We start from the raw sequence: 21,135 nt of genomic DNA on the forward strand, positions 1-21,135 counted from the left end.
TCAATCCTCTGCCAACTCGCGCCAACGCAGACAGCGTACCTGCTGTCCGGTGTCGGTGGTTTCCAGCGATACAGCCTCCTGGCTGCAACGCTCGGTCGCAAAGCTGCAGCGATTGCGAAACCGGCACAATGCCGAGTAGGTCGCGGGCTTTGCGACTGCCCCGGGAATGCTGGGTAGCCGTTCTTTGCGTACTGCGCCCACGCTGGGGGTGGAGGCTAACAATGCGCGGGTATAGGGATGCAGGGCTTTGCTGAACAGGCGTGAAGTGCTGGCACACTCAACAATATGGCCGGCGTACATCACGGCAATGCGATCACTGATCTGGGAAACCAGCGCCAGATCGTGAGTGATAAACAGTAGCGCTGTGTCTCGCTCTTGCTGTAATTGTTTTATCAGGCGGAGAATTTGTGCCTGTACCGTTACGTCCAGCGCCGTGGTCGGTTCGTCTGCTATAAGCAGGCGGGGGCGACAGGCCAGCGCCATAGCAATCATCACACGCTGTCGCATTCCGCCGGAGAGTTCGTGGGGGTAGCTGTCAAAGCGTTCGTTTGGGTGCGGAATGCCAACGGCGCGAAGCAGATCGACTACCTGAGATGGGCCCTGTTTGCCACGTACCTGTTTGTGTATTTCCAAGACTTCCAGAATCTGCTCGCCAACGCGTTTCACGGGATTGAGAGCGGTCATTGGGTCTTGAAAAATCATGCTGATTTCATTGCCGCGCAATTGGGCCAGGGCACGCGAATTCAGCTGTGCTATATCGGTTCCGTCAAAATCGACACAACCATTATCAAGGTAGCTGTCTGGGCGAGGCAGCAGGCCCATGATGGACAGCGCCGTCATACTTTTTCCGCTGCCTGATTCCCCAACAAGGCCTAGCGTTTCACCGGCACTGATTTGCAGGCTCACGTCATCGACAACGGCCAGATTGCCATGTTCCGATCGAATGCGAGTTGTCAGTCCCTTTACGTTCAGTAGTGGAGTCATCGGCGCCAGGTCTCGTCGATTATCAGGGAGGGTTGCCAGTCGGTATTGTCGCTACGGGCCGCTTCGAGTTCTGCCTGTCGGTCGGTATCAATCCAGAACAGGCCGCCGTTGCTGCCCATGGTATCGAATACGCTGTTACTGGTACGGGTGGCAATAAATGGCGGCAATTGCAGCCAGCGCCAGTAGGCCTCCCGCGTATAGGGGACCTTGAAGGTGGGGATGAATGAGCCCTGCTCGTGAATCATTTCCTGCAGTTCGTGTGCCAGCGCTACACGCGCATCCTTTTGCTGTGCTTTGCGGTAGGCCTCAATTTTTTCGTCGAGCTCGGGGTTGTCGGTATTGGTCACATTATTGGTTTGCGGTTTATGTGCATTCACTGAGTGATAAAACTCCCAGAATGCCGGGGATAAGCCACCTCCCGACCAGCCCATCCAGGCAATCTGATGTTTCTTCTCGAGTATCTGTTTGAAAGCTGTTGACGCATCCAGTAGTTGCAGCTGGAAATCAATACCGGCCTTTAATGCTTCACGCTGAATGATTACCAAGCGGTCGTTGTGGCCACTGTTGTAGTAGGTGATACGCAAACTTAATGGCTGTCCATTTTTGATGCGTATGCCGCGATTATCGCGCTCTTGCCAGCCTGCTTCATCCAGCAAGGCGTTGGCTTTTGCCAGATCAAAAGGGCGGGCCTGAACCGCGGGGTTGGTGTAGTCCCCATAGCCTTCATATTGAGAGTTCAGTCGTTCATAGTCGCCGCGCAGAACCGTGTCGATCACCCTCTGTACATTGGTAGCGTGCGCGATCGCGTAGCGCACGTTGCGATCGGCGAGAACCGGGTCGTCTTCGTTCAGATACATGCCGGAAGAGGGCTGGGGTACGTCGTTGTAGAATTTGATTTTACCGACCCACCCTTTGTCGTAGATATCACCCTGGGCCTTTTTGTGCCAGAAACGTGGCATCACTAGAGGGAAGGTGTCCAGATCACCCTTCGCGAAATACTGGTATGCCATATTGATATCGCGGATTACCTTAACTCGCACATGATCCGGGTTGTAACGGTATTTTAAATAACGTTTATCGTCGCCCCACCAGTCTGGCTTGCGATCAAATTCGATATATTTACCCTTGCGCATATGGGCGATCTGGTAGGGGCCGGTATTGGGCTCAATCTTCCAGTTGTAGTTGCGCACCCAATTTGCGTCGAGTTGGTGGAAGTGCGCAGGGGTGGGGCGCAGACCATACTCGTACAGGAGTTCATCTTTGGGTTTTGGGACGGCACCGGTCACTGCGATGGTGTAGTCGTCGTATTTTTGGATATCCACGATCACGTTGCTGTAGTGATTGGTATACCACGGCGCGACGATATGCTCAGAGCGCATAAACTCAATCGTGTAGAGGTAGTCATCAGCGGTCACAGGCTCCCCGTCCGACCAGCGCGCATCGGGGTCAAGCTTGTAGTAAACGGTTTTGCCGTCTTTGTCGAAGGCCCAGTGCGTTGCCAGCATGGGGATGGGATTCAACGTGTTGGGATGAATATCCACCAGTGGCAAAGCGTTGGCGCGCAAATAACCAGCAAAACTGCCGTTGGCATCAGGGCCGACAAGGCGCAAGGTTAGTGGAAAGGTGGTGATAAAAGTGCGAAACCTACCGCCGCGTTTTGCATTGGGGGACGCAAATATCGGGTCCTCCAGATTAGTCTCCCACACGATATCTGCCGGCAGGGATGGCGGCGCTGCGTAACAAGAACTCACCCATAGCCAGCTGAGAAGGCAGCCAAGCGCGGCCTTTACGGCGATGATGCGCGCGTTTGCGCTCTTAGTCCGGCCGCTAGCGGTGTTAATCATAGTAACTGAACTTCCGGGGATCGAAGGCTTCGCGGATAGCCTCGCCAATGTAAGTAACCAGCATTAGCACTAGCGTCATGGCGCCAACGACTGACAGTACCATCCAGAGGGCGTCGAGGTTTTCTGTGCCCTGCTTTAATAACTCACCCCAGCTGGGGGTGGGTGGCGGTAGGCCAAAGCCGAGGTAATCCAGTGCTGTCAGTGAAGTAATGCCACCAGCAACCGAGAAAGGAACGAAGGTGATCAGTGTGGATACACTGTTTGGCAGAATATGTTTAAACACGATGCGTGTGTTAGACGCGCCAATAGCGCGAGCCGCCATCACATAATCGCGGGCCGCTTCTTTGTAGGTGGCGGTGCGCATGTACCAGGTGATGGAGGTCCAGCCAAAAAACACCATGATGGCCACCAGTGTCCAAAAGCCGGGTTGAACAATGGAAGCGACAATCATGATCACATAGAGAAAGGGTATATTGGACCATATTTCGATCAGGCGCTGGAATACGAGATCAAAGGCGCCGCCCCAGAACCCCATCATGCAACCGATACTGACGCCTACCAGATAGTTGAAAAACAAAAGAAGTAGGGAAAACAGCAGGGCGATTCGAAAACCATAAATGATTCGTGCCAGCACATCCCGGCCACTGGTATCTGTGCCCAGATAATGTGCGGTGGCCAGAGAAGGCGCGTGCGGTGGGAAATCACCCACGCTCAGGTCTGTTTCGAGAGGTCCATAGGGAATTGGCGGCATGATGACGGTTCCCTTGCCACTGCTTTCCAATTTGAGCTTCAGGTCTTTGTAGTTGGTTTCGTAGCGATACCCCAGATCAAAGGTTTCGCCTGGCAATATGCCGCCATAGGTCGGGAAATACCACTGGCCCTCATAAATCACCAATAATGCTCGCTGATTGGCGATGAGTTCCGCGCCAAGGCTCAGTACAAACAGTGCCGCCAGAATGATGGCTGACCAGTAGCCGCGTCGAATTTCCTTAAAGCGTTGCAGCCGTTTTCTGGCTACCGGATTGAGCTTCAGCATCAGCGCGCTTCTCCGAAGCGAATCCGGGGGTCCACCAAGGCCACGATAAAGTCCGAAAGAATATTGCCAATCAAAAACAGCAGGGAGGTAATCACCAAAATACCCATCACCACAGGATAGTCGCGTTCCAGAATTGCTTCATAACCGAGCAGACCTATGCCGTCGATATTGAATATGGTTTCAATCAGGAAAGAGCCACTCATAAAAAATGCAATGTTGCCGCCGAAAGAGGTCGCGATTGGTATCAGGCTGTTGCGAAAGGCGTGACGCCACACAGCCTGGTTGCGGGTAAGCCCTTTGGCAGAGGCGGTACGCATGTAGTCGGCAGCCTGGTTGTCCATTAACGCGTTTTTCATCATAAAGGTGGTGATGGCAAAGCTACCTGCCATGTACGCGATCAGGGGCAGGGTGCCGTGATAGAAAATATCTTTGAATTTTTCCCAGGTGCCCAGGTCTTCATAATTGTCGCTGACGAATCCGCCTAGCGGGAAGAAATCCCAGTGGGCAGAAAACAGGCTGACGAGGGCGATGCCCACCACGTAGCTTGGCAGCGCATACCCGAGAAAAACGACAGCGGAAGTCAGGTTGTCAAAGCTGGTTTGATGCCGCAGTGCTTTGGCTACCCCTAGCGGAATACAGACGATGTAGGTCAGCAGCAGGGTCGTGAGCCCATAGAAAATGGACACGGGAAAACGCTCTTTAATGATTGACCACACTGGATCCTGGTAGCGGCTGGATTCACCCAAATCAAACCGCAGCACTTTTGCTAACCAGATACCGTAGCTTTCCAGCATTGGCTTGTCGAAACCGTAGTAGGCTTCCAATTGTTTGATTTGTTCAGCGGAGAGCGTGTTGCCGGAACGGGTGTCGCGTGCACCGGCGCTTTGCTCGCCGCTTACCAGCGAGGCGGTCATCAGGCGTTCAATTGGACCACCAGGTACCACACGGGTTACCGCAAACACCAGTAGTGTGATGCCGATAAAGGTGGGAATGATTAGCAGAAAGCGCCGGATAAAATAGGCGGTCATAAACTCCACTCAGCGAAAAGCTCTGCGCATGTTAGCGAGGCGGGGCGACTATACAAGCCAAAAACCAAACACTTACGGTTTTGTCTGCGTTATCGCCCAGAAACTTGCGTTACATCGACATACAGGTTGAGGACCTGGCCAGGCATCAGGTATTTGCCTTTGCTGATTTCATTCCATTCCAAAATATCGTTAACGCTCAGGCTGAATTTATCTGCAATCCGAGCGAGTGAATCGCCGGGGCGCACGGTATAACCGATCCAGCGGATTATGCTGCGCGAGGCGGCGCTGCGCACAGCAACTTGCTGGCCAGCAGGCTTCCACACCACCAGTTTTTTACCAGCGCGTAAGGGGTCTTTAGGAACCATGTTGTTCCAGCGCGCCAGATCATTGACGCTAACACCGTAGCGGCGGGATATGGTCCACAGGGAATCGCCCTGTTCAACGGTGTGTTGATGGGCGACGCGATCATCGGATTCGCCGCGCTTTTGTGCCGAGGCCAACCGCTGATCTGCGCTGAGCGAGTAATGTGCTGCTGCCATGCTTGCTGAGGGCAGCATCAATACCTGTCCTGCACGAATCATTGAATTATTGAGTTGGTTGGCGGCCTTGATGGTAGCAACGTCGGTATTGAAGCGGCGCGCTATCTTGATCAGGCTGTCACCCGAAACGACGCGATAACGACTCCAGTTTAAGCGCTTTTCCGGCGGAATCTGTGACAACCGTTCGGTAAATTGTTGGTGTTTATCAAGAGGAATCGCCAGGTGATGGGGACCATTGGGGTCGGTTGCCCAGCGATTGAAGCCGGGATTCAGGCGGTAGAGCTGTTCGATAGATACTCCGGCAAGTTCCGCTGCCTGCGCAAGATCGATCTGGCCACCGGTGTCGACAACTGCAAACGCCGCTGTGTTGGGCATGGGTTCAAGGTCTATGCCTTCGTACTTGGCTCTTTTGATCAGTTGGCTCAAGCCAATCAGTTTCGGGATATAGGCTTCTGTTTCCCTGGGCAGATCGAGCGACCAGTAATCAGTTGGGCGCCCGGCGCGTTCATTTTTCGCCATTGCACGCAGTACGGTAGTTGCTCCCGAATTATAGGCAGCCATGGCCAATAACCAGTCACCGTCAAAGCGTTGATGCAATTCCAGCAGATAATCCAATGCCGCTTCCGTTGAAGCGACGACGTCGCGGCGGGCGTCATACCACCAGGTTCTGGGAAGCCCCATGTGGGTTGCGGTTATCGGTACAAATTGCCACAGGCCTGCTGCGCGGCCGTGAGAATAGGCGAAGGGATCGTAGGAGCTTTCGATGGCCGGTAACAGGGCAAACTCCATCGGCATATTGCGCTTGCGGATGGCTTCAACAATGTAATAGAGGTAGGGGCTGGAACGCTCGGCAATAGTGCTCAGATACGTGGGACGGTCGCGAAAGTACTCGAAATACTTCTTTGCTTTTGGGTGGGCGGCGTGCTGGGTAAGCTGATAGCCGCTGGTAACGTGGTACCAGAGGTCATTTTTGTCCTCCGTAACGACCGTGTCGGCGGTTGGCAGGCCTGGTAATTTACAGTCACCCCGGCGCAGACTGCCACGCGTGCAGGCTTTGGCTTCGGTCCCTGTTGCCAGCGATTGCCGCTTGCTGGCCTGGGTGGAGCAGGCACTTAGGGTGATACTGGAAATAGCAATAAATAATAACGGTAAGGTCTTGTTATTCAATAGGTTCATCGTTTTATACCATCAGTGCGTACTGCGAGCCTGAATGGCTTGCCCAGAAAAAGTTAGGGCCAAGCATTGGGTTAGAAATTATCTTTCCAGCGTCGCACCTCGGCAAACACCCCGATATCGTCGCTGAGCCGGATACTAGCATATTCCTCCGCCGAATCCCTGACCGAGGGCTGATCGGCTCTCAGAAAGGGATTGGTTGCCAGTTCATCCGCAAGTTGCGAGGGAACCGTGGGCAATCCCTGTTGGCGCAGCTGTTCGACCTTCTGAATTCGCGATTGCAGCGCTGTATTATCAGGCTCTACCGCCGCCGCAAAGGCCAGGTTGGCCTGTGTGTATTCGTGCGCGCAGTATACCCGGGTGGCGCCCGGCAGACTGCTGATTCTGGCGAGAGATGCATGCATCTGCTCTGGAGTGCCCTCGAATAACCGGCCACAACCACCGGCAAACAGCGTGTCGCCGCAAAACAGCAGCGTGTTGCCATAATATGCAATGTGATCCAGCGTGTGGCCCGGTACTGCGATCACGTCAAACTCGCTGCCGAGCAAGGTTATGCGGTCGCCGTCAGCAACTGGCTCGTTGATCTCCGGTGTCGCCGTCTGCGGGCCAACAACCCGTATATCGCGTTGCTTTGTCAGCGAGGCTACCCCGCCGACGTGGTCAAAGTGGTGGTGGGTAATCAGCACGCCTTGGAGTGTGAGATCGCGCTGCCGAAGATGCTCTTCAACCGGCGCGGCGTCGCCCGGATCGACCACCCAAGCCTCACCTTCAGGGTTGGACAGGCACCAGATATAGTTGTCGCTAAATGCTTTAATTGGATCGACGCTAATCATGCATACTCAGCCGTTGATTTTTGGGTTACGCTAATTGACTGTTCCCCGGAACGCAAGGTTCCGGCGGCGATTAGACGGCAAACCGGGCGGAGAGTTTCGTTGTGACCAATTGGCGTCCACAGGCACCCGACAGTGAGCTGCTGCCAGCGCTTAAACGCTGGTTCGACAGTCCTATGGGGCGGCAGCTGGTAAATGAGGAGCGCAGCCTGATTGAGGACGCGCTGGAGGGTGCTTTTGGCCACTCCCTGCTGGAGCTTAGTCTTGGGCCGCGCACCTTGGTATCGCGCCCGGAAGCGATCAGACGGCACTACAGTATTGGTCCGGCTGTGCAGTGTGAAATGGGTAAAAGCCTGGATGTCGTCAGCGATTTTTCTGAGTTGCCGGTGGCTAACGAAAGTCAGGATGTGGTGGTCGTGCACCATTTGCTGGAATTTATTGCCAACCCGCACAATATGTTGCGCGAACTTGAGCGGGTTATCGTGCCTCACGGGCGCTTATTGATCGTGGGATTCAACCCTTTGTCATTGCTGGGGCTGCGGTTGTATTTTGCCGGGCGGGTAGCGCCACGCAGCGTGTGGCGTCATCATATGCTTACAACGTGGCGTCTGATGGATTGGCTTAACTTGCTGGGCTTTAACGTCAAGCAGCGTTCCTATGGATTTCATCGGCTGCCGTTTAATTCGCCATGGTGTTTGAGCCACCGGGTTTTTGCTCCTGATTTGATGCGTCGCGTCCCTGTGGGTGGAACTTTCCTTATTTCGGCGACAAAATACCGCGCTCCGATAACTCCGGTACGGTTGCGGTGGCGGCGAGAGAGCTTGGTCAATGTGAGACCACTCGGTGCTGCGCGCGATGGTGTACTGCAAAAACAGTGAGAATCAATGAAAGTCGAAATGTTTACCGACGGTGCCTGCAGAGGAAATCCGGGCCGTGGCGGGTGGGGTGCATTGCTGCGTTATGGTGAAGTGGAAAAGCCCCTTTTTGGCGGTGAAAAGGAAACCACAAACAACCGGATGGAGCTTATGGCTGCCATCGAGGGACTGCGGGCACTGAAAAAGCCCAGTCAGGTGGTGCTGACCACGGATTCCCAGTATGTGCGCAAGGGAATTACCGAGTGGATCGCCAACTGGAAGCGCCGAAACTGGCGAACTGCCGGCAAGCAGCCAGTAAAAAACAAAGACTTATGGCAGGAGCTTGATGCTCTTTGTCAAAAGCATGATGTCGAATGGCACTGGGTCAAAGGCCACAGCGGGCACCGTGAAAACGAGATTGCGGATCAACTGGCGAACCGCGGAATTGACGAGTTGTCTCGCTAAGCCCCACCAATAATCATAGGAGAAGCGCGTGTCGCGTCAGGTTGTACTGGATACTGAAACTACCGGTCTTGAGCCCTCTCAAGGTCACAGAATCATAGAAATTGGCTGTGTCGAGCTGGTCAATCGGCGGCTCACGGGTAGGCACTATCACCAGTACATCAACCCCGAGCGCGAAGTCGACGAAGGCGCCATCGAGGTGCATGGGATCACCAATGAATTTCTGGTCGATAAGCCTGTTTTTGCCAATATCGTCGACGAGTTTATGGACTTTATTCGCGGCGCGGAACTGGTTATCCACAATGCGCCCTTTGATATCGGTTTTATTAATCACGAACTGCAGTTGCTCAAACGCAAGGAAGTCGTCGCTGATTCCTGCTCGGTAATAGACAGTCTGGTGATGGCGCGCCAGAAGCACCCCGGGCAACGCAACAGCCTAGACGCCCTGTGTCAGCGCTATGGGGTAGATAACTCCCAGCGAGATCTGCACGGCGCCTTGCTGGATGCCGAGATCCTGGCTGATGTGTACCTACTGATGACCGGGGGCCAAACTGATCTGGCGCTCGCCGGTGATACCAATAACAGCGGTGGGCAACCGGTCGTATCTGAAATTCGTCGGCTTGCCACCGATCGCCCGGGGCTGAAAGTGGTGCGCGCCTCCGAGGAGGAGATCGCAGCGCACGAAGAGCAGCTCAAGGCCATCGATAAGGCCAGTGATGGCAACTGCCGCTGGCTGCAAAACTGACCGGTCACGGATTCTCCGCCACCCCCGATGGATCAGTGATTCAATAATGTCTATTTAGAAATTACGGCACTATTCACATCTTAGGCTGTGGCCTTTCGAAAAGCTAAGCTAGACTATTAAGGTTTGAATAACAGGAACTTAGCGAGCGTTTTCTCGAAGTTCCTAGAGCAGAAGGCTGGTTTTTTGTACGCACCGACATCACCCTGCGGTGAGGCAGGTCGCACGCGGGAAGGGATGCCCACTAGCCACTATAATAAATAGTCAGCATTAACAGCGGTATCAGGGGCTATTGCTGACGAGGTATCCAGAGGTATACATGGTAGTAAACCACGGTTGGGCCCGCGCGTGGGGGTGTGCTTGTGCAGTATGAAGTAGCAGTCAATATGTCGTCGCTTGACCTGGTTTCCAGCGAATTGAACACTACGCTGGATCAAGCCACGGACGCCTTTGAAGAATTCATTTCTGATCCGGAGCGATTCGAGGCGTTAAAAATTTGCGCCGAGCTCACTTGGCAAGTTGCGGGTACGCTCAGCCTGATCCAGATCCATGGGGCCCACCTGCTTGCCGATAATATCTATCAGGCCCTGAATAAAAGTCTTACCGCTGGCAAAGCGCCCGGTGCCAAACAGGCTGAAGCGCTGAGCACCTCATTCTTTGTGCTGCCTCGGTATCTTGAGTCCGTGTCGGCCCGAAAAACCGACGTCCCCCTCATGCTGCTGCCGCAGATCAATGAAATTCGTATGGCCCATGGTGAGGATGTCATTCTTGAGCACCAGCAATTGGGCTTGACCGTTCCCCGCTTTAGCGAAAGCTCTACGTTCACTGTGAATATCAAACCTGTGCCGGCGGATGCGGAAACCCTGAAGCGACTGCGACACATGTACCAGGTGGGTTTACTGGGTGTGCTGAGGAATTCGCAGGTCGCCTTGCATCTGCGTCTGATGAACCGGGCACTGCAGCGGTTTTGCGGCTTCCTGCCGCCGGGAGCAGCCCAGCGTTTCTGGCTGTTGGCGAACGCGGTGGTCGACTGTTTGGTAGAACGCAAGTTGGCCTTAAACAGTACCCGGGTGCGAAGTTTTGCCCGCCTGGACAAAGCGCTCCGAGAACTTGCAGCCACGCCCTCTGAGCTTGGCAAAATACCGGAAATGCCAGAGATCGAGCGCGAGCTTTACCACCTGCTAACGATTAGCGGCGCGGAGTCGGAAAGCGTCGCAGGTAAATTCATGAATGCTGCGGGTATCATTCCGCTGACCTTGCTCGATAAAGACATTCAGGCCGATCTTCAGCGAATGTTCGGTCCCGGGCTCGATGCGATGTCAACGGTAATCCGCGAACTTCACAGTGAGTTGCGCAACGCGATGGATATTTTGGAAATACTGATGCAGAGCGGCCGCTGCGATGCAGATGAAGTATTACCACTTGAGAAAATATTGGTGCAGCTCTCCGGTGTGCTGAGAGTGCTGGGTTTGAATACACTTGCAGATTATTCAGCGCAGCACGGAATGTTGGCAACGGGGCTGGTTGGACGTGATCATGCTCACGTCCAGCAGGTGTTGCCTCAGATTGCCGATGGCATACTGTTTATCGATAACTCACTCAGCAAACTTGAGCGAAACCAGCTCACGGCTGATGAATTGGAAGACCTCACACCCGCCAGGCAGCTTGCCATCAGTAGCAGTAGTCAGCTGGAAACGTCAAAACTGTTGGTCTACAAGGAATCTGAGGCGGGTATCAGCCTGGCCAAACGGGCAATAAATGCCTACGTCGAATCTGAGTTTGATATCGGTCATATCTACAATGTGGGTACGACGCTCAACACCATACGCGGCGCTTTCCAGTTGCTGAGTATGGGACGCATTACTGACGTGCTGAGTGCCGCTGTAAAGTTTGTGAATAAATTTATTCAAAGCAACGACATGCATAGCCCTGATCGCGCTCAGCAACTGCTCGAAACGTTGGCAGATGCGCTGATCAGCGTAGAATATTACTTAATGGAGCTCAGCCGTCACCAGCGGGCTGATGAAGAGCTACTTGTACTGGCCGAAGAGAGTCTGGCAGCGCTGGGTTACAAGGTTAAAGCACGCGCCTGAACAGGCGTAATCTGGAGGGTGGGGTGAGTCTGTTTGTTCTGATTGGCAGCCTAGTCCTCCTTGCCATCGCGCTGGCATTTGTGGCCGTAAGGGTATTGCTGAGGTTGCCGGTGCTCAAACATTTTGTTTTGGGGTGCTTTGCCCTGTTGTCCGGTCTGCTGGCGATAGCGGTGTTTCTGGCTGCCTGGGATCTCTATTCTTATCGCGCGCTGTTGGACGAAACGCCGGTGGCGACAGTCACGTTCACCCGACAGACAGCACAAACCTATCGCGCAACGGTCAGTGTCAACGGAGAGGTTAGGGACTACCAGCTCGCCGGCGACCAGTGGCAAATTGATGTGCGCATGATCAAGTGGAATCCGACAATCAGCCGTCTCGGTGTTGACCCTATTTTCAGGCTTGACAGGCTTTCGGGCCGTTATCAGCGGCTTGAAGACGAGCGCAGCAAGCCTCGAACGGTCCATGCCTTGCGCGAATCGGACACCATTGACCTGTGGCATTGGCTGCAAAAATCTGAATCCCTGCTCAGGTTGGCCGATACGCAATACGGCAGTGCAACCTATCTGCCAATGGCCGACGGTGCGGTTTATCAGGTCACACTCAGCCATTTCGGCTTGGTGGCGCGCCCGGAAAACCGCCAGGCCGAGGAGGCCGTCAGACGCTGGTCGTCTTGACTTGCCGCGTCCCTGACGCGAATATGCCACGCCATTCTATTTACGTGTCAGGAGATCAACTTGGAGTTTTTGAGCGACTACGGCCTGTTTCTGGCCAAAACCGTGACCTTTGTCGTTGCTTTACTGATTGTTATCGGGAGCTTGGCCTCGCTGGGATCACGCAAGCGGGACGCCGAAGGACACATTGAGGTTACTGCGCTCAACGACCGATTTGAGGACTGGGAAGATCAGGTCAAATCTGTGGTCTTGGACGAGACCGCCTTCAAGCAGGATCGCAAAGAGGCTAAAAAGAAATACAAAGCTGAGCAAAAGGCTGCTAAAAAGCAGAAGGAAGCCGCACCGCTGAAACCAAGACTCTACGTGCTGGATTTTGATGGCGATATCAAAGCCTCGGCGGTAGAACATCTGCGTCACGAGATCTCAGCGGTTCTGACGCTGGCCCGGCCTGAAGACGAGATTTTGGTCAAGCTGGAGAGCGGCGGCGGTATGGTGCACAGCTATGGTCTGGCCGCATCGCAGTTGGATCGTATCCGCAGTAAAGGAATCCCGCTAACAGTTGCTATTGACCGTGTGGCGGCCAGCGGGGGTTACATGATGGCCTGTATTGCTAACCGCATCATGGCTGCGCCTTTTGCGGTGGTCGGCTCCATTGGCGTTATAGCGCAGCTGCCCAACTTCCATCGCTTACTGAAACAGCACAATGTCGACTTTGAAATGCATACCGCCGGTGACTACAAGCGCACGCTTACCGTGTTTGGCGAAAATACCGATGAAGGACGCGAGAAATTTCTGGAAGAATTGGAAGAAACCCATCAGTTATTCAAGGAATTTGTGAGTGAGCACCGGCCGCAGGTTGCCATAGAAAAGGTAGCTACTGGCGAGGTCTGGTACGGCAGTAAAGCTTTGCTGCAAAACCTCGTTGACGAAATCCGCACAAGCGATGAATATATTCTTAGCAAGCGCGAACAGAGCGACATATTCGAAGTGAAATACGTCGCTAAAAAGACGCTCGCAGAAAAAGTGGGAGTTGCTGCCCATTCAGCCTTAGACGCCGTGATCGGCAAGTGGGTAACGAAAGCAAGCCAGCGCCCGCTGGCCTGATCCTGAAACTGGGGGATGTTGTTTGACGGTTTACCGCCAGGGTGGTTTAACCATCCGCGAAATACTCGTACTTATTCTGATCATTAGCGGTCTTGTGGCCGCACTGTACCCGATTATCGAATCGCGACTCGATGACTATCGAGTCGCTACCGCCCGCGCTCATATAACTGAATTAGCGGCCGCGCTGGAGCGTTACAAACTCGATAACCATTTCTACCCAACCACAGAGCAGGGATTGCGCGCACTGATTGCGATGCCAACCTCAGGGCGAACCCCGCGTAACTGGAACAGCACAGGTTACCTGCCGACAGACGCCGTACCGTTAGATCCTTGGGGCGCCCCCTATCGGTATGAGAGCAGAGAAGAGGGGCGCTATTTTACCCTACAGACCTACGGCGCCGACGGCAAACCAGGTGGTGAGGGTATTGCTGAAGATCTCATAGTAAGCCATTGATTTTAAATAGTTCCTGTGAGCAGCGGTTGGCAGTGTCAATTCATTTCGGCGGTGCCTGACCCTCGACTAAGCCAATAAAGCGGTTACACTAAAAAACAGTTACGATAAGGTTTGGAATTGCGCGCCAACTCCGGCCAATAATAATTGATCAAGCAGGATACTATATGAAACAGCTTGGCGTACTAGATACGGCTTTTATCAACCTGGAGCAAACCAATACTCCCCAGCATATCGGCGGGCTCGGTATTTATGACCCCTCAACCGCCCCTGGCGGTTTTGTTCGCTTTAAACAGGTGATAGCGAGTTTTGAGCAGCGGTTGCATCGCCTTCCGTTGTTTCGCACGCGCTTACATGAAGTGCCGGGTAACCTCGATCGGCCATATTGGGTGGTCGACGAAAACTTCGATGTTGAATTCCACTTGAGACATATCGCGCTGCCGCACCCTGGTGACTGGCGCCAGCTCTGCATCCAGATCGCCAGGCTTCACTCGCGACCGCTGGATATGGCGCGTCCCCTTTGGGAAGCCTATATCATTGAAGGTCTGGACAATATTCCCGAGCTGCCCGAGGGTAGTTTTGCGGTCTATACCAAAATGCACCACTCACTAGTTGACGGCGCGGGAGGTCAATCGTTTATGGCTGCACTGCATGACCTGGAGCCAGAACCCAGTGAAAGTGTGGCCGATGAGTACCTTGGCATTCAGCCGCCGTTGGTCATTGACCACAAACCCAATTCCGGTGAATTGTTGTTTAGGGCGCTGGTAAATCAGACCAAAAATACCGCAACAATGGCTAAGGGTACGGTAAACCTGGCTCGGGATTTTGCGCGGCTTGGCTATGGCGTTATCCAGAAAACCGTGCCCTTGCCCGATATTCAGGCTCCCAAAACGCGGTTTAACCAGCCGGTAGGTAAACATCGGGCCTTTGAGGCGACCACATTCAGTGTGTCGGATTTTAAAGCCATAAAAAATGCCTTCAACGTTAAAATCAATGATGTTGCCTTGGCCGTGGTATCCGGTGCCATGCGACGCTACCTGCAAGAAATAGGGGAGCTGCCTGAGGTCTCCCTGGCTGCCGGTATACCTATGAATATGCGCAGCCGGCGCGGGGAAAACGAGGACAATAATCAGGTGGGATCCGTGTTTTGTAAATTGCATACGGATATCGACGACCCGGTTGCTCGACTGCAAGCGATTCACCAAAGCGCCAATGACGCCAAAGAGTTCGGCGAAAAGTCACCGTTGGTAGACGCCCTGAAACTGGTGGGCGTGCTTTCGCCCTGGTTTGCCAAGGGCGGCGCCAAGCTGTATTCCAGTGGCAAAATTTCGCAGCATATGCCGGTGAATATCAGCACGGTGGTCACCAATGTGCCGGGCGCGAATTTTGATCTCTACTGTGCCGGTGCGCGACTCGTTCGCTATCACGGCCTCGGCGTACTAACCCCGGGTGTAGGCCTTTTTCATGCGGTATTTTCCTTTGGCGATGCCATGACCATTTCCGTGCTGGCAGATCGTGAACAACTGGATGATCCAATGAAATACCGGGAGTGTTTGGAAGCTTCGTTTGCTGAATTGAAAGCGCTCGCAGATAAGAGTTTCAAGCCGTCCGTCGCGAAAAAGAAAACAGCTAAACGTCGCGCTGCGAAGTCCAGCTGAAGTCCGCGAATCAACTATCCGGTCAGGAGGCGACAATGGCAGATGGTGGCACTGTAGGGCAGTGGGACACACTGATAAAAAACGCACTGGTTTTTGACGGCAGTGGCGAATTGCCGGTTGTCGAGGATATCGCCATTGCTAGCGGCCAGATTGCCGCCAGAGGCCAAAACCTCGGCAGCGAGTTAGCCGCCCAGGTGGTTGATGCTGACGGACTCTGGCTTATGCCGGGGTTGTTGGATATTCATACGCATCTCGACTTGGAGGTTGAAGTCAATCCAGGGCTAGGAGAGGCGGTCAGGCATGGCACCACCACGGTGATCGTGGGTAATTGTTCTCTGGGTACGGCCTTTGGTGCGCAGCTAAAGAATGGGGAAAGCCCCATTATTGATTGCTTTACCCGTGTGGAAAATATGCCGAAACGGGTGCTGCAAAAGTGCGTCGATAAAATGCACTGGAACACCACGGGCGACTATCTGAAGCATTTTTCGTCGATTCCACTTGGCCCAAATATTGCGCCACTGTTACCGCACTCCATGTTGAGAACACAGGTCATGGGGGTAGACGCGAGCGTCAGCCGCGAGCCAACACAGGCTGAGCGCGATGAAATGGTGCGTCTGTTAAATCAGGCAATGGATCAGGGCTATATCGGTTTTTCCACTGACAGTATTATTTTTCACTATCTCGCCAACGACCCCCACAAAGAAAAACGCATTCCCACCCAGTTTGCCGATGAAGCCGAACTTAAAACGCTGTTGCAGGTTGTACGTGACCGGGACCGAGTGTGGCAGGCCACACCAGACAGCAAGAATATGTTTACCACCTTGCGTCGTTTTTTCTGGACATCGGGTCGGTTGTTTGGCAAACCGTTGCGAGTAAGCGCATTGACCGCGCTGGATTTCAAATCGACACCGGGCGCATGGAAGCGCCTGCTGCGCTTGGCAGCACTGTTGAATTCAACTTTATTGAACGGGCGGTTTCACTTTCAGGCGCTCTCCACTAATTTCCGAATGTGGGGCAATGGTGTGCAGGCGCCAATCTTTGAAGAGCTGCCCTCGACCCGTGCATTAATAGCCTATGAAATCGACGATCGAGACGGGCGTCGTGCGTTGATGGAAACCGCCGAATGGCAGGCGCAGTTTCGCCGGGATTGGGACGCAGTCTCTCCGAAGGCGCCAAGTCTGCTGAATCGTCTGGGCGTACCGTCGGCGACTTTTGTGCTGGATCCCGACGATATCGTCATAGATCCGGTAACACCGGTGCCCAGCTGGCATCATCAAAAGCTGTCCAGTGTCTACCAACGGTTCCGGGCGTTCCGGCAGGGTCAGAAAGAGGGCTTCAACGCGGATGAACTGGAGGTATTTGGCAAGGCGCCGCCGGACTGTGATTCGCTGCCGGATTTTTTCGCTCACTGTCTGCGAGAGTTTGATTTGGATTTTCGCTGGTGGCTGGATGTAGCCAATCTCGACGAATCCATTACCGATCAGATACTGTTTGACGCAAACACCTTGCCCGGGTTTAACGACAGTGGCGCACACATAACAAATCTCGCTTTTTATGATGGCAACCTGTTAACGCTTAAACTCGCACAGAAGCGAGGGCTGGATAGAGTAGCGCTGGCGGTAAAACGGCTTACGCGTGATCCGGCGGCATTCTTTAACCTGGATGTTGGTAACCTGAATATCGGTCAGCAGGCGGATATTGTGCTGGTTGATCCAGAGCAGCTCAGAGACTATGACAGTAACGGGCAGCGGCAGTTGGTCTACAATCCTGAGTTTGAGCATGAAGTGCTTGTTAATCGCTCCGATGGCGTGGTCCGCGAAGTGTATATTCGCGGCCAGCGGGTTTGGGAAGAGGGTGATCGTTTCACGCCTGTGCTGGGTAGCGAAACTCTGGGACGTGCGCTGACGGCAGTAAACTGATCTCTGACGGCTAAGGCAATGCGATCATTGGTCTATCTGGAAAGACATTGTCGAGCACACGAACCGGGAGTTGAAATACTCTGGATAGCAATGGTTCTGTAAGCGTTTCACTCGGCGCACCGACTGCGGCGGCTTTGCCTTGATCGAGCAGCACGATGAGGTCAGCGAATTGTGCGGCCAAATTGATATCGTGCAGCACCGCGACGCAACACAGACCGGCGTCACACAATTGTCGGATACATTTCATAATCAACAGTTGATAACGCAGGTCCAGACTGGCCGTCGGCTCATCTAACAGCAGTAGTTTGTCACCTCCTTCACCGCAATTGAGTTGTGCAAGTGCCCGGGCAAACTGCACTCTCGCCTGTTGGCCACCTGACAGACGTGTATAGCGGCGACCAGAAAAATCCAACATTCCCGAGAGCGCCAAGGCCTTGTCTGTCAGTCTGCGGTGGTCCTTCGCATCGCACATTCCGTGGTGCGGAGTACGGCCAAGCATCACCACTTCTCGAACGCTGAAATCAAACCCCAAAGCATGAAATTGTGGCATTAATGCCCGGTGTTGGGCGAGTTGGCGGATAGTATGGCGGCCATTGGCGAAAGCAAAGGACAATCGGCCGCTGGCAGGAGCGTCCAGACCACTCAACAGGGACAGTAACGAAGATTTACCCGCGCCGTTGGCACCCAGTACGGCGCAAAACTGTCCCGATTTTAACGACAGGCTTAGCGGGCCCAGTACCTGTCGTTGTTGTCGGAAAAGGGTTACCTGATCTAGTTCAAGCACTTGTACGGCTCCGTTGCAGTAACAGATAAATGAAAAATGGGCCGCCAAGCAATGCCGTCAGAATACCAATAGGCAGTTCTGCTGGGCTTACGACAGTTCGCGCCAAGGTGTCGGCAGCGAGCACCAGCGCTGGCGCGGCCAGCAGGGATGCCGGCAACAGGCGGGTATGATCGGGGCCAACTACCAGACGCAGTAGATGGGGCACAACTAGACCTACAAACCCGATGATTCCGGCGCAGGCGACCGCAGTACCCACACAGACAGAGCACGCCAGCAACGCGCAAACCTTGAATCGGTGAACATCAATGCCGAGACAGTGGGCGTCGCGTTCTCCAAGTAGAAGGCCATTAAGAACTCTACCTTGGCAAAGCAACCACCCCAAGGCAGGGCTTGCTATCGCGGTAGCCCAGGCAAGATCCTCCCAACTGGCTTTGCCCAGACTACCGAATTGCCAGAAGGTTAAAGAGCGCAATGCAAAATCGTCAGCGACAAAACTGAGAAAGCCCAGGCCGGCACTACTTACCGCATTGATTGCGATACCCAGTAAAAGCAGTGATGCCATCTGGTCGCCGGCTGATACAGGAAAGCTCAGTACCAGCAAGGTGGCCAACAGAGCGCCCAAAAAGGCTACCAGCGGCAGCATAGCCGCATGATTTTCATACGGCGCCAGTACAATAACAGTCGCCGCTGCAAGTGCTGCACCGCTAGATGATCCTGTTAATCCAGGCTCGGCTAGCGGGTTTCTGAAGATGGCTTGCATCGTTACCCCGGCCACGGCGAGCGCGCTACCCACCATCAGCGCAAGTACCACACGGGGTAAACGCAGTTGCCAGAATGTTGCTGCGAGGATTGAAGCGTCTTCGCTGACCAGAGCATCAACCAGCGAAATAATATTTCCAGCGAGCGGCCCACTGCTTAGTGCGGTCACACTCAATGTCAGCAATAGCAGCGCCAGAATGCCGTAGATTTTCGTACTATGGTAATCGCGCACGATCATTATCTGGCCAGTTCCGCTGTTTTTACCTCTGCGTTGGCAACGCTGGCAAAGCGACGATTCAACACGACCAGGCTTTCTCCAATACGTGGTCCCAAACTCAGCACGGTTTGACTTTCGATGATCCAGATATGGCCACGCTCTGCTGCAGGGGTCATCTGAATACCTCTATGAGTGAGTAGTCCTTCTCGACCACCAACGCTTCCCGCGGTGTGGGAAGGCAGTAGGATAATATCCGGCGCCAATTGCACAATCGCCTCTGGCGACAAGGGTTTGTAACCGTCGAAGCCGGCGCCAACATTGTGTCCGCCGGCATGAGATATCACTGTGTGGGCCTTGGTATTACGACCAGCGACGAGAGTCTGATTACCGGCTTTAGACAGGATAAACAGAACACGCGGTACGTTCTCCATTGGCTTTAGATTCGCCATAGACTGCGCTAAGGCATCAATCAACAAGGCTGATTGCGAACGCGCGCCTAATAGTTCTCCAACGGTGGCAATTGCTGTACTGGCCGCCCTCAGATCGGGTCCAGTGGTCACCGTATGCACCGGTATGCCCAATGCACGCAACTGGTCCAGTACGGACTCTGGTCCGGCTTCATGGCTGGCCAAGATCAGATCGGGCGAGAGAGCGAGAATGCCCTCGGTATTGAGCTGCCTCAAATAGCCAACATTGGGCAGTCGCTGGAGACGCTCCGGCCACAGACTGGTGGAATCAACGGCGACTAACTGATCTTCAAAGCCGAGAGCGACCACGGTCTCCGACAATTCACCGCCAAGCGTGATAAGACGCGGTGCATTGGATTGTTGCTCAGCGTCATTAGTCATTTCCCGTTCGCTGCAACCGCCGACCGCCAGAGTAAAAATGACCGAAGTACCAAATGCTAGCAACGCGCGTATCAGTGACATGTATCTCCCTCCAGCGTCGGCATTGATTCCGCTAGCGCTACCCAATCTCGACGTTCCGCAATGCCGGGTTTTCGCGCGCCAAAGAATTGGACGCAAAGCTCCCGGTTTTGATCAAAGACTTCAATCGAGGTAACGATACCGTCGTCTGACGGTTTGCGAACCAACCAAGCACTGCTGAATTGACAGCTATCAAGATGCAGATTGAAGTCGGGATCGAGGATATTGAGCCAGTTCTCGAGCCTTTTGTACTGTTCGACGTTTCCGGTGTGAATCTGAATGCAGCATCGGTTGTTGACGAAAACCATGATCGGCAGCTGGCGCTTGCAGGCTTGTTCCAATAGCACACTAATTGCTGTTAACGAGATTGCCCGAGCATAGGGTGCACCAACCGCGGTGAGTGCGCTTATCCGGTCAGCATTGAATTGATGCAGTAGTCCATGAAAATCGTGTGTATCTCTCAGTTTCGACCACGCTTTGCGCAACTCGTCCACCGAAAAGATGTTGGCTGCGGCCGGGGTAGGCGGAAACGCGGTAATCGACGGAAACAGATTACCTGCCGTGTGACGATGCTTTTCTGCGAGCGTTCGGAAAGCCTCTAGATCGGTTTGATCTGTTGCATAAATTTTGAGTATTGCGCATCCCGAGATATCGAAGAATTGGATACTTTCGCGTATTCCGGATGCCAATGTTTGCCGCAGGTAATAAGCGCTTGACCACTGCCGGAAAAAAAGACGCAGATCAATATCCGCGCCCAGTACCAGTCCAACGGGGCCGTCTACCCGGACGTCTTCAAAGCAGCCGTGACGTTCGTGGACCGCAGCGTCGTTACGCGTCAGACACATGACACTTCCAACGGAGGGCATGCCTTTGAGTATTTGACGTGGATCATCTCGCAGACGGAAGCTTGCGGGGTCAAGGTCGCTGATTATCAGCTCCAGTTCGCTAACGCCCAACTGCGTTGCTGCATCACGCAGTCGCAGATGTTTATTGCCAGCCTTTAGTGCTGAGTATCGCTCTATTAATTGCGTTGTAGTGTGTTCGCTAAGGCTCATGGTGAT

The 21,135-nt window shown here is 53.8% G+C and carries 19 protein-coding genes; 9 read left to right on the top strand and 10 right to left on the bottom strand.

What is annotated here, in order from left to right; genetic code table 11:
• The 6 genes from AC222A_RS02680 to gloB form a co-directional block, all read right to left on the bottom strand.
• On the bottom strand, positions 1 to 984 hold the full coding sequence (locus AC222A_RS02680; RefSeq protein ID WP_372747573.1) for an ABC transporter ATP-binding protein: 984 nt from the start codon (positions 982 to 984) through the stop codon (positions 1 to 3).
• Positions 981 to 2,828, bottom strand: coding sequence for an extracellular solute-binding protein (locus AC222A_RS02685; RefSeq protein ID WP_486774605.1), 1,848 nt, complete (start codon positions 2,826 to 2,828; stop codon positions 981 to 983). The genes AC222A_RS02680 and AC222A_RS02685 overlap by 4 nt, the downstream gene beginning before the upstream one ends.
• Positions 2,821 to 3,861, bottom strand: a complete 1,041-nt coding sequence (locus tag AC222A_RS02690) for an ABC transporter permease (protein WP_372747577.1) — start codon at positions 3,859 to 3,861, stop codon at positions 2,821 to 2,823. The genes AC222A_RS02685 and AC222A_RS02690 overlap by 8 nt, the downstream gene beginning before the upstream one ends.
• A 2-nt stretch (positions 3,862 to 3,863) precedes the next feature.
• Positions 3,864 to 4,892, bottom strand: a complete 1,029-nt coding sequence (locus AC222A_RS02695; RefSeq protein ID WP_372747575.1) for an ABC transporter permease subunit — start codon at positions 4,890 to 4,892, stop codon at positions 3,864 to 3,866.
• An 89-nt stretch (positions 4,893 to 4,981) separates the two neighbouring features.
• On the bottom strand, positions 4,982 to 6,607 hold the full coding sequence (locus AC222A_RS02700) for a lytic transglycosylase (protein WP_372758188.1): 1,626 nt from the start codon (positions 6,605 to 6,607) through the stop codon (positions 4,982 to 4,984).
• 71 nt (positions 6,608 to 6,678) lie between these two features.
• Positions 6,679 to 7,437 (bottom strand): hydroxyacylglutathione hydrolase, encoded by a 759-nt coding sequence (gloB, locus tag AC222A_RS02705; RefSeq protein ID WP_372747559.1) that lies wholly within the window; start codon positions 7,435 to 7,437, stop codon positions 6,679 to 6,681.
• Positions 7,438 to 7,538: 101 nt separating this feature from the next.
• Between gloB and AC222A_RS02710 the strand changes: the two genes are divergently transcribed.
• From AC222A_RS02710 to AC222A_RS02750, 9 genes are all read left to right on the top strand, one after another.
• Complete coding sequence (locus AC222A_RS02710; RefSeq protein WP_372747558.1) at positions 7,539 to 8,312, top strand: class I SAM-dependent methyltransferase; 774 nt, start codon at positions 7,539 to 7,541, stop codon at positions 8,310 to 8,312.
• Positions 8,313 to 8,318: 6 nt separating this feature from the next.
• Entirely contained in the window at positions 8,319 to 8,753 is a 435-nt protein-coding gene (rnhA, locus tag AC222A_RS02715; protein ID WP_486774606.1) for a ribonuclease HI, read from the top strand.
• Positions 8,754 to 8,781: 28 nt separating this feature from the next.
• On the top strand, positions 8,782 to 9,495 hold the full coding sequence (gene dnaQ, locus AC222A_RS02720) for a DNA polymerase III subunit epsilon (RefSeq protein WP_372747556.1): 714 nt from the start codon (positions 8,782 to 8,784) through the stop codon (positions 9,493 to 9,495).
• Between the two features lie 383 nt (positions 9,496 to 9,878).
• Complete coding sequence (locus tag AC222A_RS02725; protein ID WP_372747555.1) at positions 9,879 to 11,585, top strand: FimL-related protein; 1,707 nt, start codon at positions 9,879 to 9,881, stop codon at positions 11,583 to 11,585.
• 23 nt (positions 11,586 to 11,608) lie between these two features.
• The gene (locus AC222A_RS02730; RefSeq protein ID WP_372747554.1) at positions 11,609 to 12,259 is read left to right on the top strand and encodes a hypothetical protein; all 651 of its coding nucleotides are present in this window, start codon (positions 11,609 to 11,611) and stop codon (positions 12,257 to 12,259) included.
• A gap of 60 nt (positions 12,260 to 12,319) precedes the next feature.
• Positions 12,320 to 13,360 (top strand): protease SohB, encoded by a 1,041-nt coding sequence (gene sohB, locus AC222A_RS02735; protein ID WP_372747553.1) that lies wholly within the window; start codon positions 12,320 to 12,322, stop codon positions 13,358 to 13,360.
• A gap of 22 nt (positions 13,361 to 13,382) precedes the next feature.
• Positions 13,383 to 13,814: a type II secretion system major pseudopilin GspG gene (gspG, locus tag AC222A_RS02740; RefSeq protein WP_372747552.1), complete on the top strand. Its 432-nt coding sequence runs from the start codon at positions 13,383 to 13,385 to the stop codon at positions 13,812 to 13,814.
• A gap of 164 nt (positions 13,815 to 13,978) precedes the next feature.
• Positions 13,979 to 15,469, top strand: coding sequence for a WS/DGAT/MGAT family O-acyltransferase (locus AC222A_RS02745; RefSeq protein WP_372747551.1), 1,491 nt, complete (start codon positions 13,979 to 13,981; stop codon positions 15,467 to 15,469).
• A 35-nt stretch (positions 15,470 to 15,504) separates the two neighbouring features.
• Positions 15,505 to 17,388: an N-acyl-D-amino-acid deacylase family protein gene (locus tag AC222A_RS02750; RefSeq protein WP_372747550.1), complete on the top strand. Its 1,884-nt coding sequence runs from the start codon at positions 15,505 to 15,507 to the stop codon at positions 17,386 to 17,388.
• A gap of 10 nt (positions 17,389 to 17,398) precedes the next feature.
• Here AC222A_RS02750 and AC222A_RS02755 read toward each other — a convergent pair whose 3' ends face one another.
• From AC222A_RS02755 to AC222A_RS02770, 4 genes are read right to left on the bottom strand one after another with little or no spacing between them, the layout of a single operon-like run.
• Entirely contained in the window at positions 17,399 to 18,172 is a 774-nt protein-coding gene (locus AC222A_RS02755; RefSeq protein ID WP_486774607.1) for a heme ABC transporter ATP-binding protein, read from the bottom strand.
• Positions 18,165 to 19,163, bottom strand: a complete 999-nt coding sequence (locus AC222A_RS02760; RefSeq protein ID WP_372798766.1) for a FecCD family ABC transporter permease — start codon at positions 19,161 to 19,163, stop codon at positions 18,165 to 18,167. Before AC222A_RS02760 ends, AC222A_RS02755 begins: the two co-directional genes overlap by 8 nt.
• A gap of 5 nt (positions 19,164 to 19,168) precedes the next feature.
• Positions 19,169 to 20,077 carry a heme/hemin ABC transporter substrate-binding protein gene (locus tag AC222A_RS02765; RefSeq protein ID WP_486774608.1) on the bottom strand — a complete coding sequence of 303 codons (909 nt, stop codon included), beginning with the start codon at positions 20,075 to 20,077 and terminating at the stop codon, positions 19,169 to 19,171.
• A complete protein-coding gene (locus AC222A_RS02770; RefSeq protein WP_486774609.1) occupies positions 20,068 to 21,129 on the bottom strand; it encodes a hemin-degrading factor in 1,062 nt (353 codons plus the stop codon). The genes AC222A_RS02765 and AC222A_RS02770 overlap by 10 nt, the downstream gene beginning before the upstream one ends.
• Between the last annotated feature and the right edge of the window lie 6 nt (positions 21,130 to 21,135).

This window comes from Litorivivens sp., from assembly GCF_057445395.1.

What these genes read in the sequence shown, in the direction of transcription:
- AC222A_RS02745 (WP_372747551.1), top strand. Translation starts at nt 13,979, where the DNA reads ATGAAACAGCTTGGCGTACTAGATACGGCTTTTATCAACCTGGAGCAA.
- gloB (WP_372747559.1), bottom strand. Translation starts at nt 7,437, where the DNA reads ATGATTAGCGTCGATCCAATTAAAGCATTTAGCGACAACTATATCTGG.
- AC222A_RS02700 (WP_372758188.1), bottom strand. Translation starts at nt 6,607, where the DNA reads ATGAACCTATTGAATAACAAGACCTTACCGTTATTATTTATTGCTATT.
- AC222A_RS02765 (WP_486774608.1), bottom strand. Translation starts at nt 20,077, where the DNA reads ATGTCACTGATACGCGCGTTGCTAGCATTTGGTACTTCGGTCATTTTT.
- AC222A_RS02680 (WP_372747573.1), bottom strand. Translation starts at nt 984, where the DNA reads ATGACTCCACTACTGAACGTAAAGGGACTGACAACTCGCATTCGATCG.
- AC222A_RS02725 (WP_372747555.1), top strand. Translation starts at nt 9,879, where the DNA reads ATGTCGTCGCTTGACCTGGTTTCCAGCGAATTGAACACTACGCTGGAT.
- AC222A_RS02695 (WP_372747575.1), bottom strand. Translation starts at nt 4,892, where the DNA reads ATGACCGCCTATTTTATCCGGCGCTTTCTGCTAATCATTCCCACCTTT.
- AC222A_RS02770 (WP_486774609.1), bottom strand. Translation starts at nt 21,129, where the DNA reads ATGAGCCTTAGCGAACACACTACAACGCAATTAATAGAGCGATACTCA.
- AC222A_RS02685 (WP_486774605.1), bottom strand. Translation starts at nt 2,828, where the DNA reads ATGATTAACACCGCTAGCGGCCGGACTAAGAGCGCAAACGCGCGCATC.
- rnhA (WP_486774606.1), top strand. Translation starts at nt 8,319, where the DNA reads ATGAAAGTCGAAATGTTTACCGACGGTGCCTGCAGAGGAAATCCGGGC.
- AC222A_RS02750 (WP_372747550.1), top strand. Translation starts at nt 15,505, where the DNA reads ATGGCAGATGGTGGCACTGTAGGGCAGTGGGACACACTGATAAAAAAC.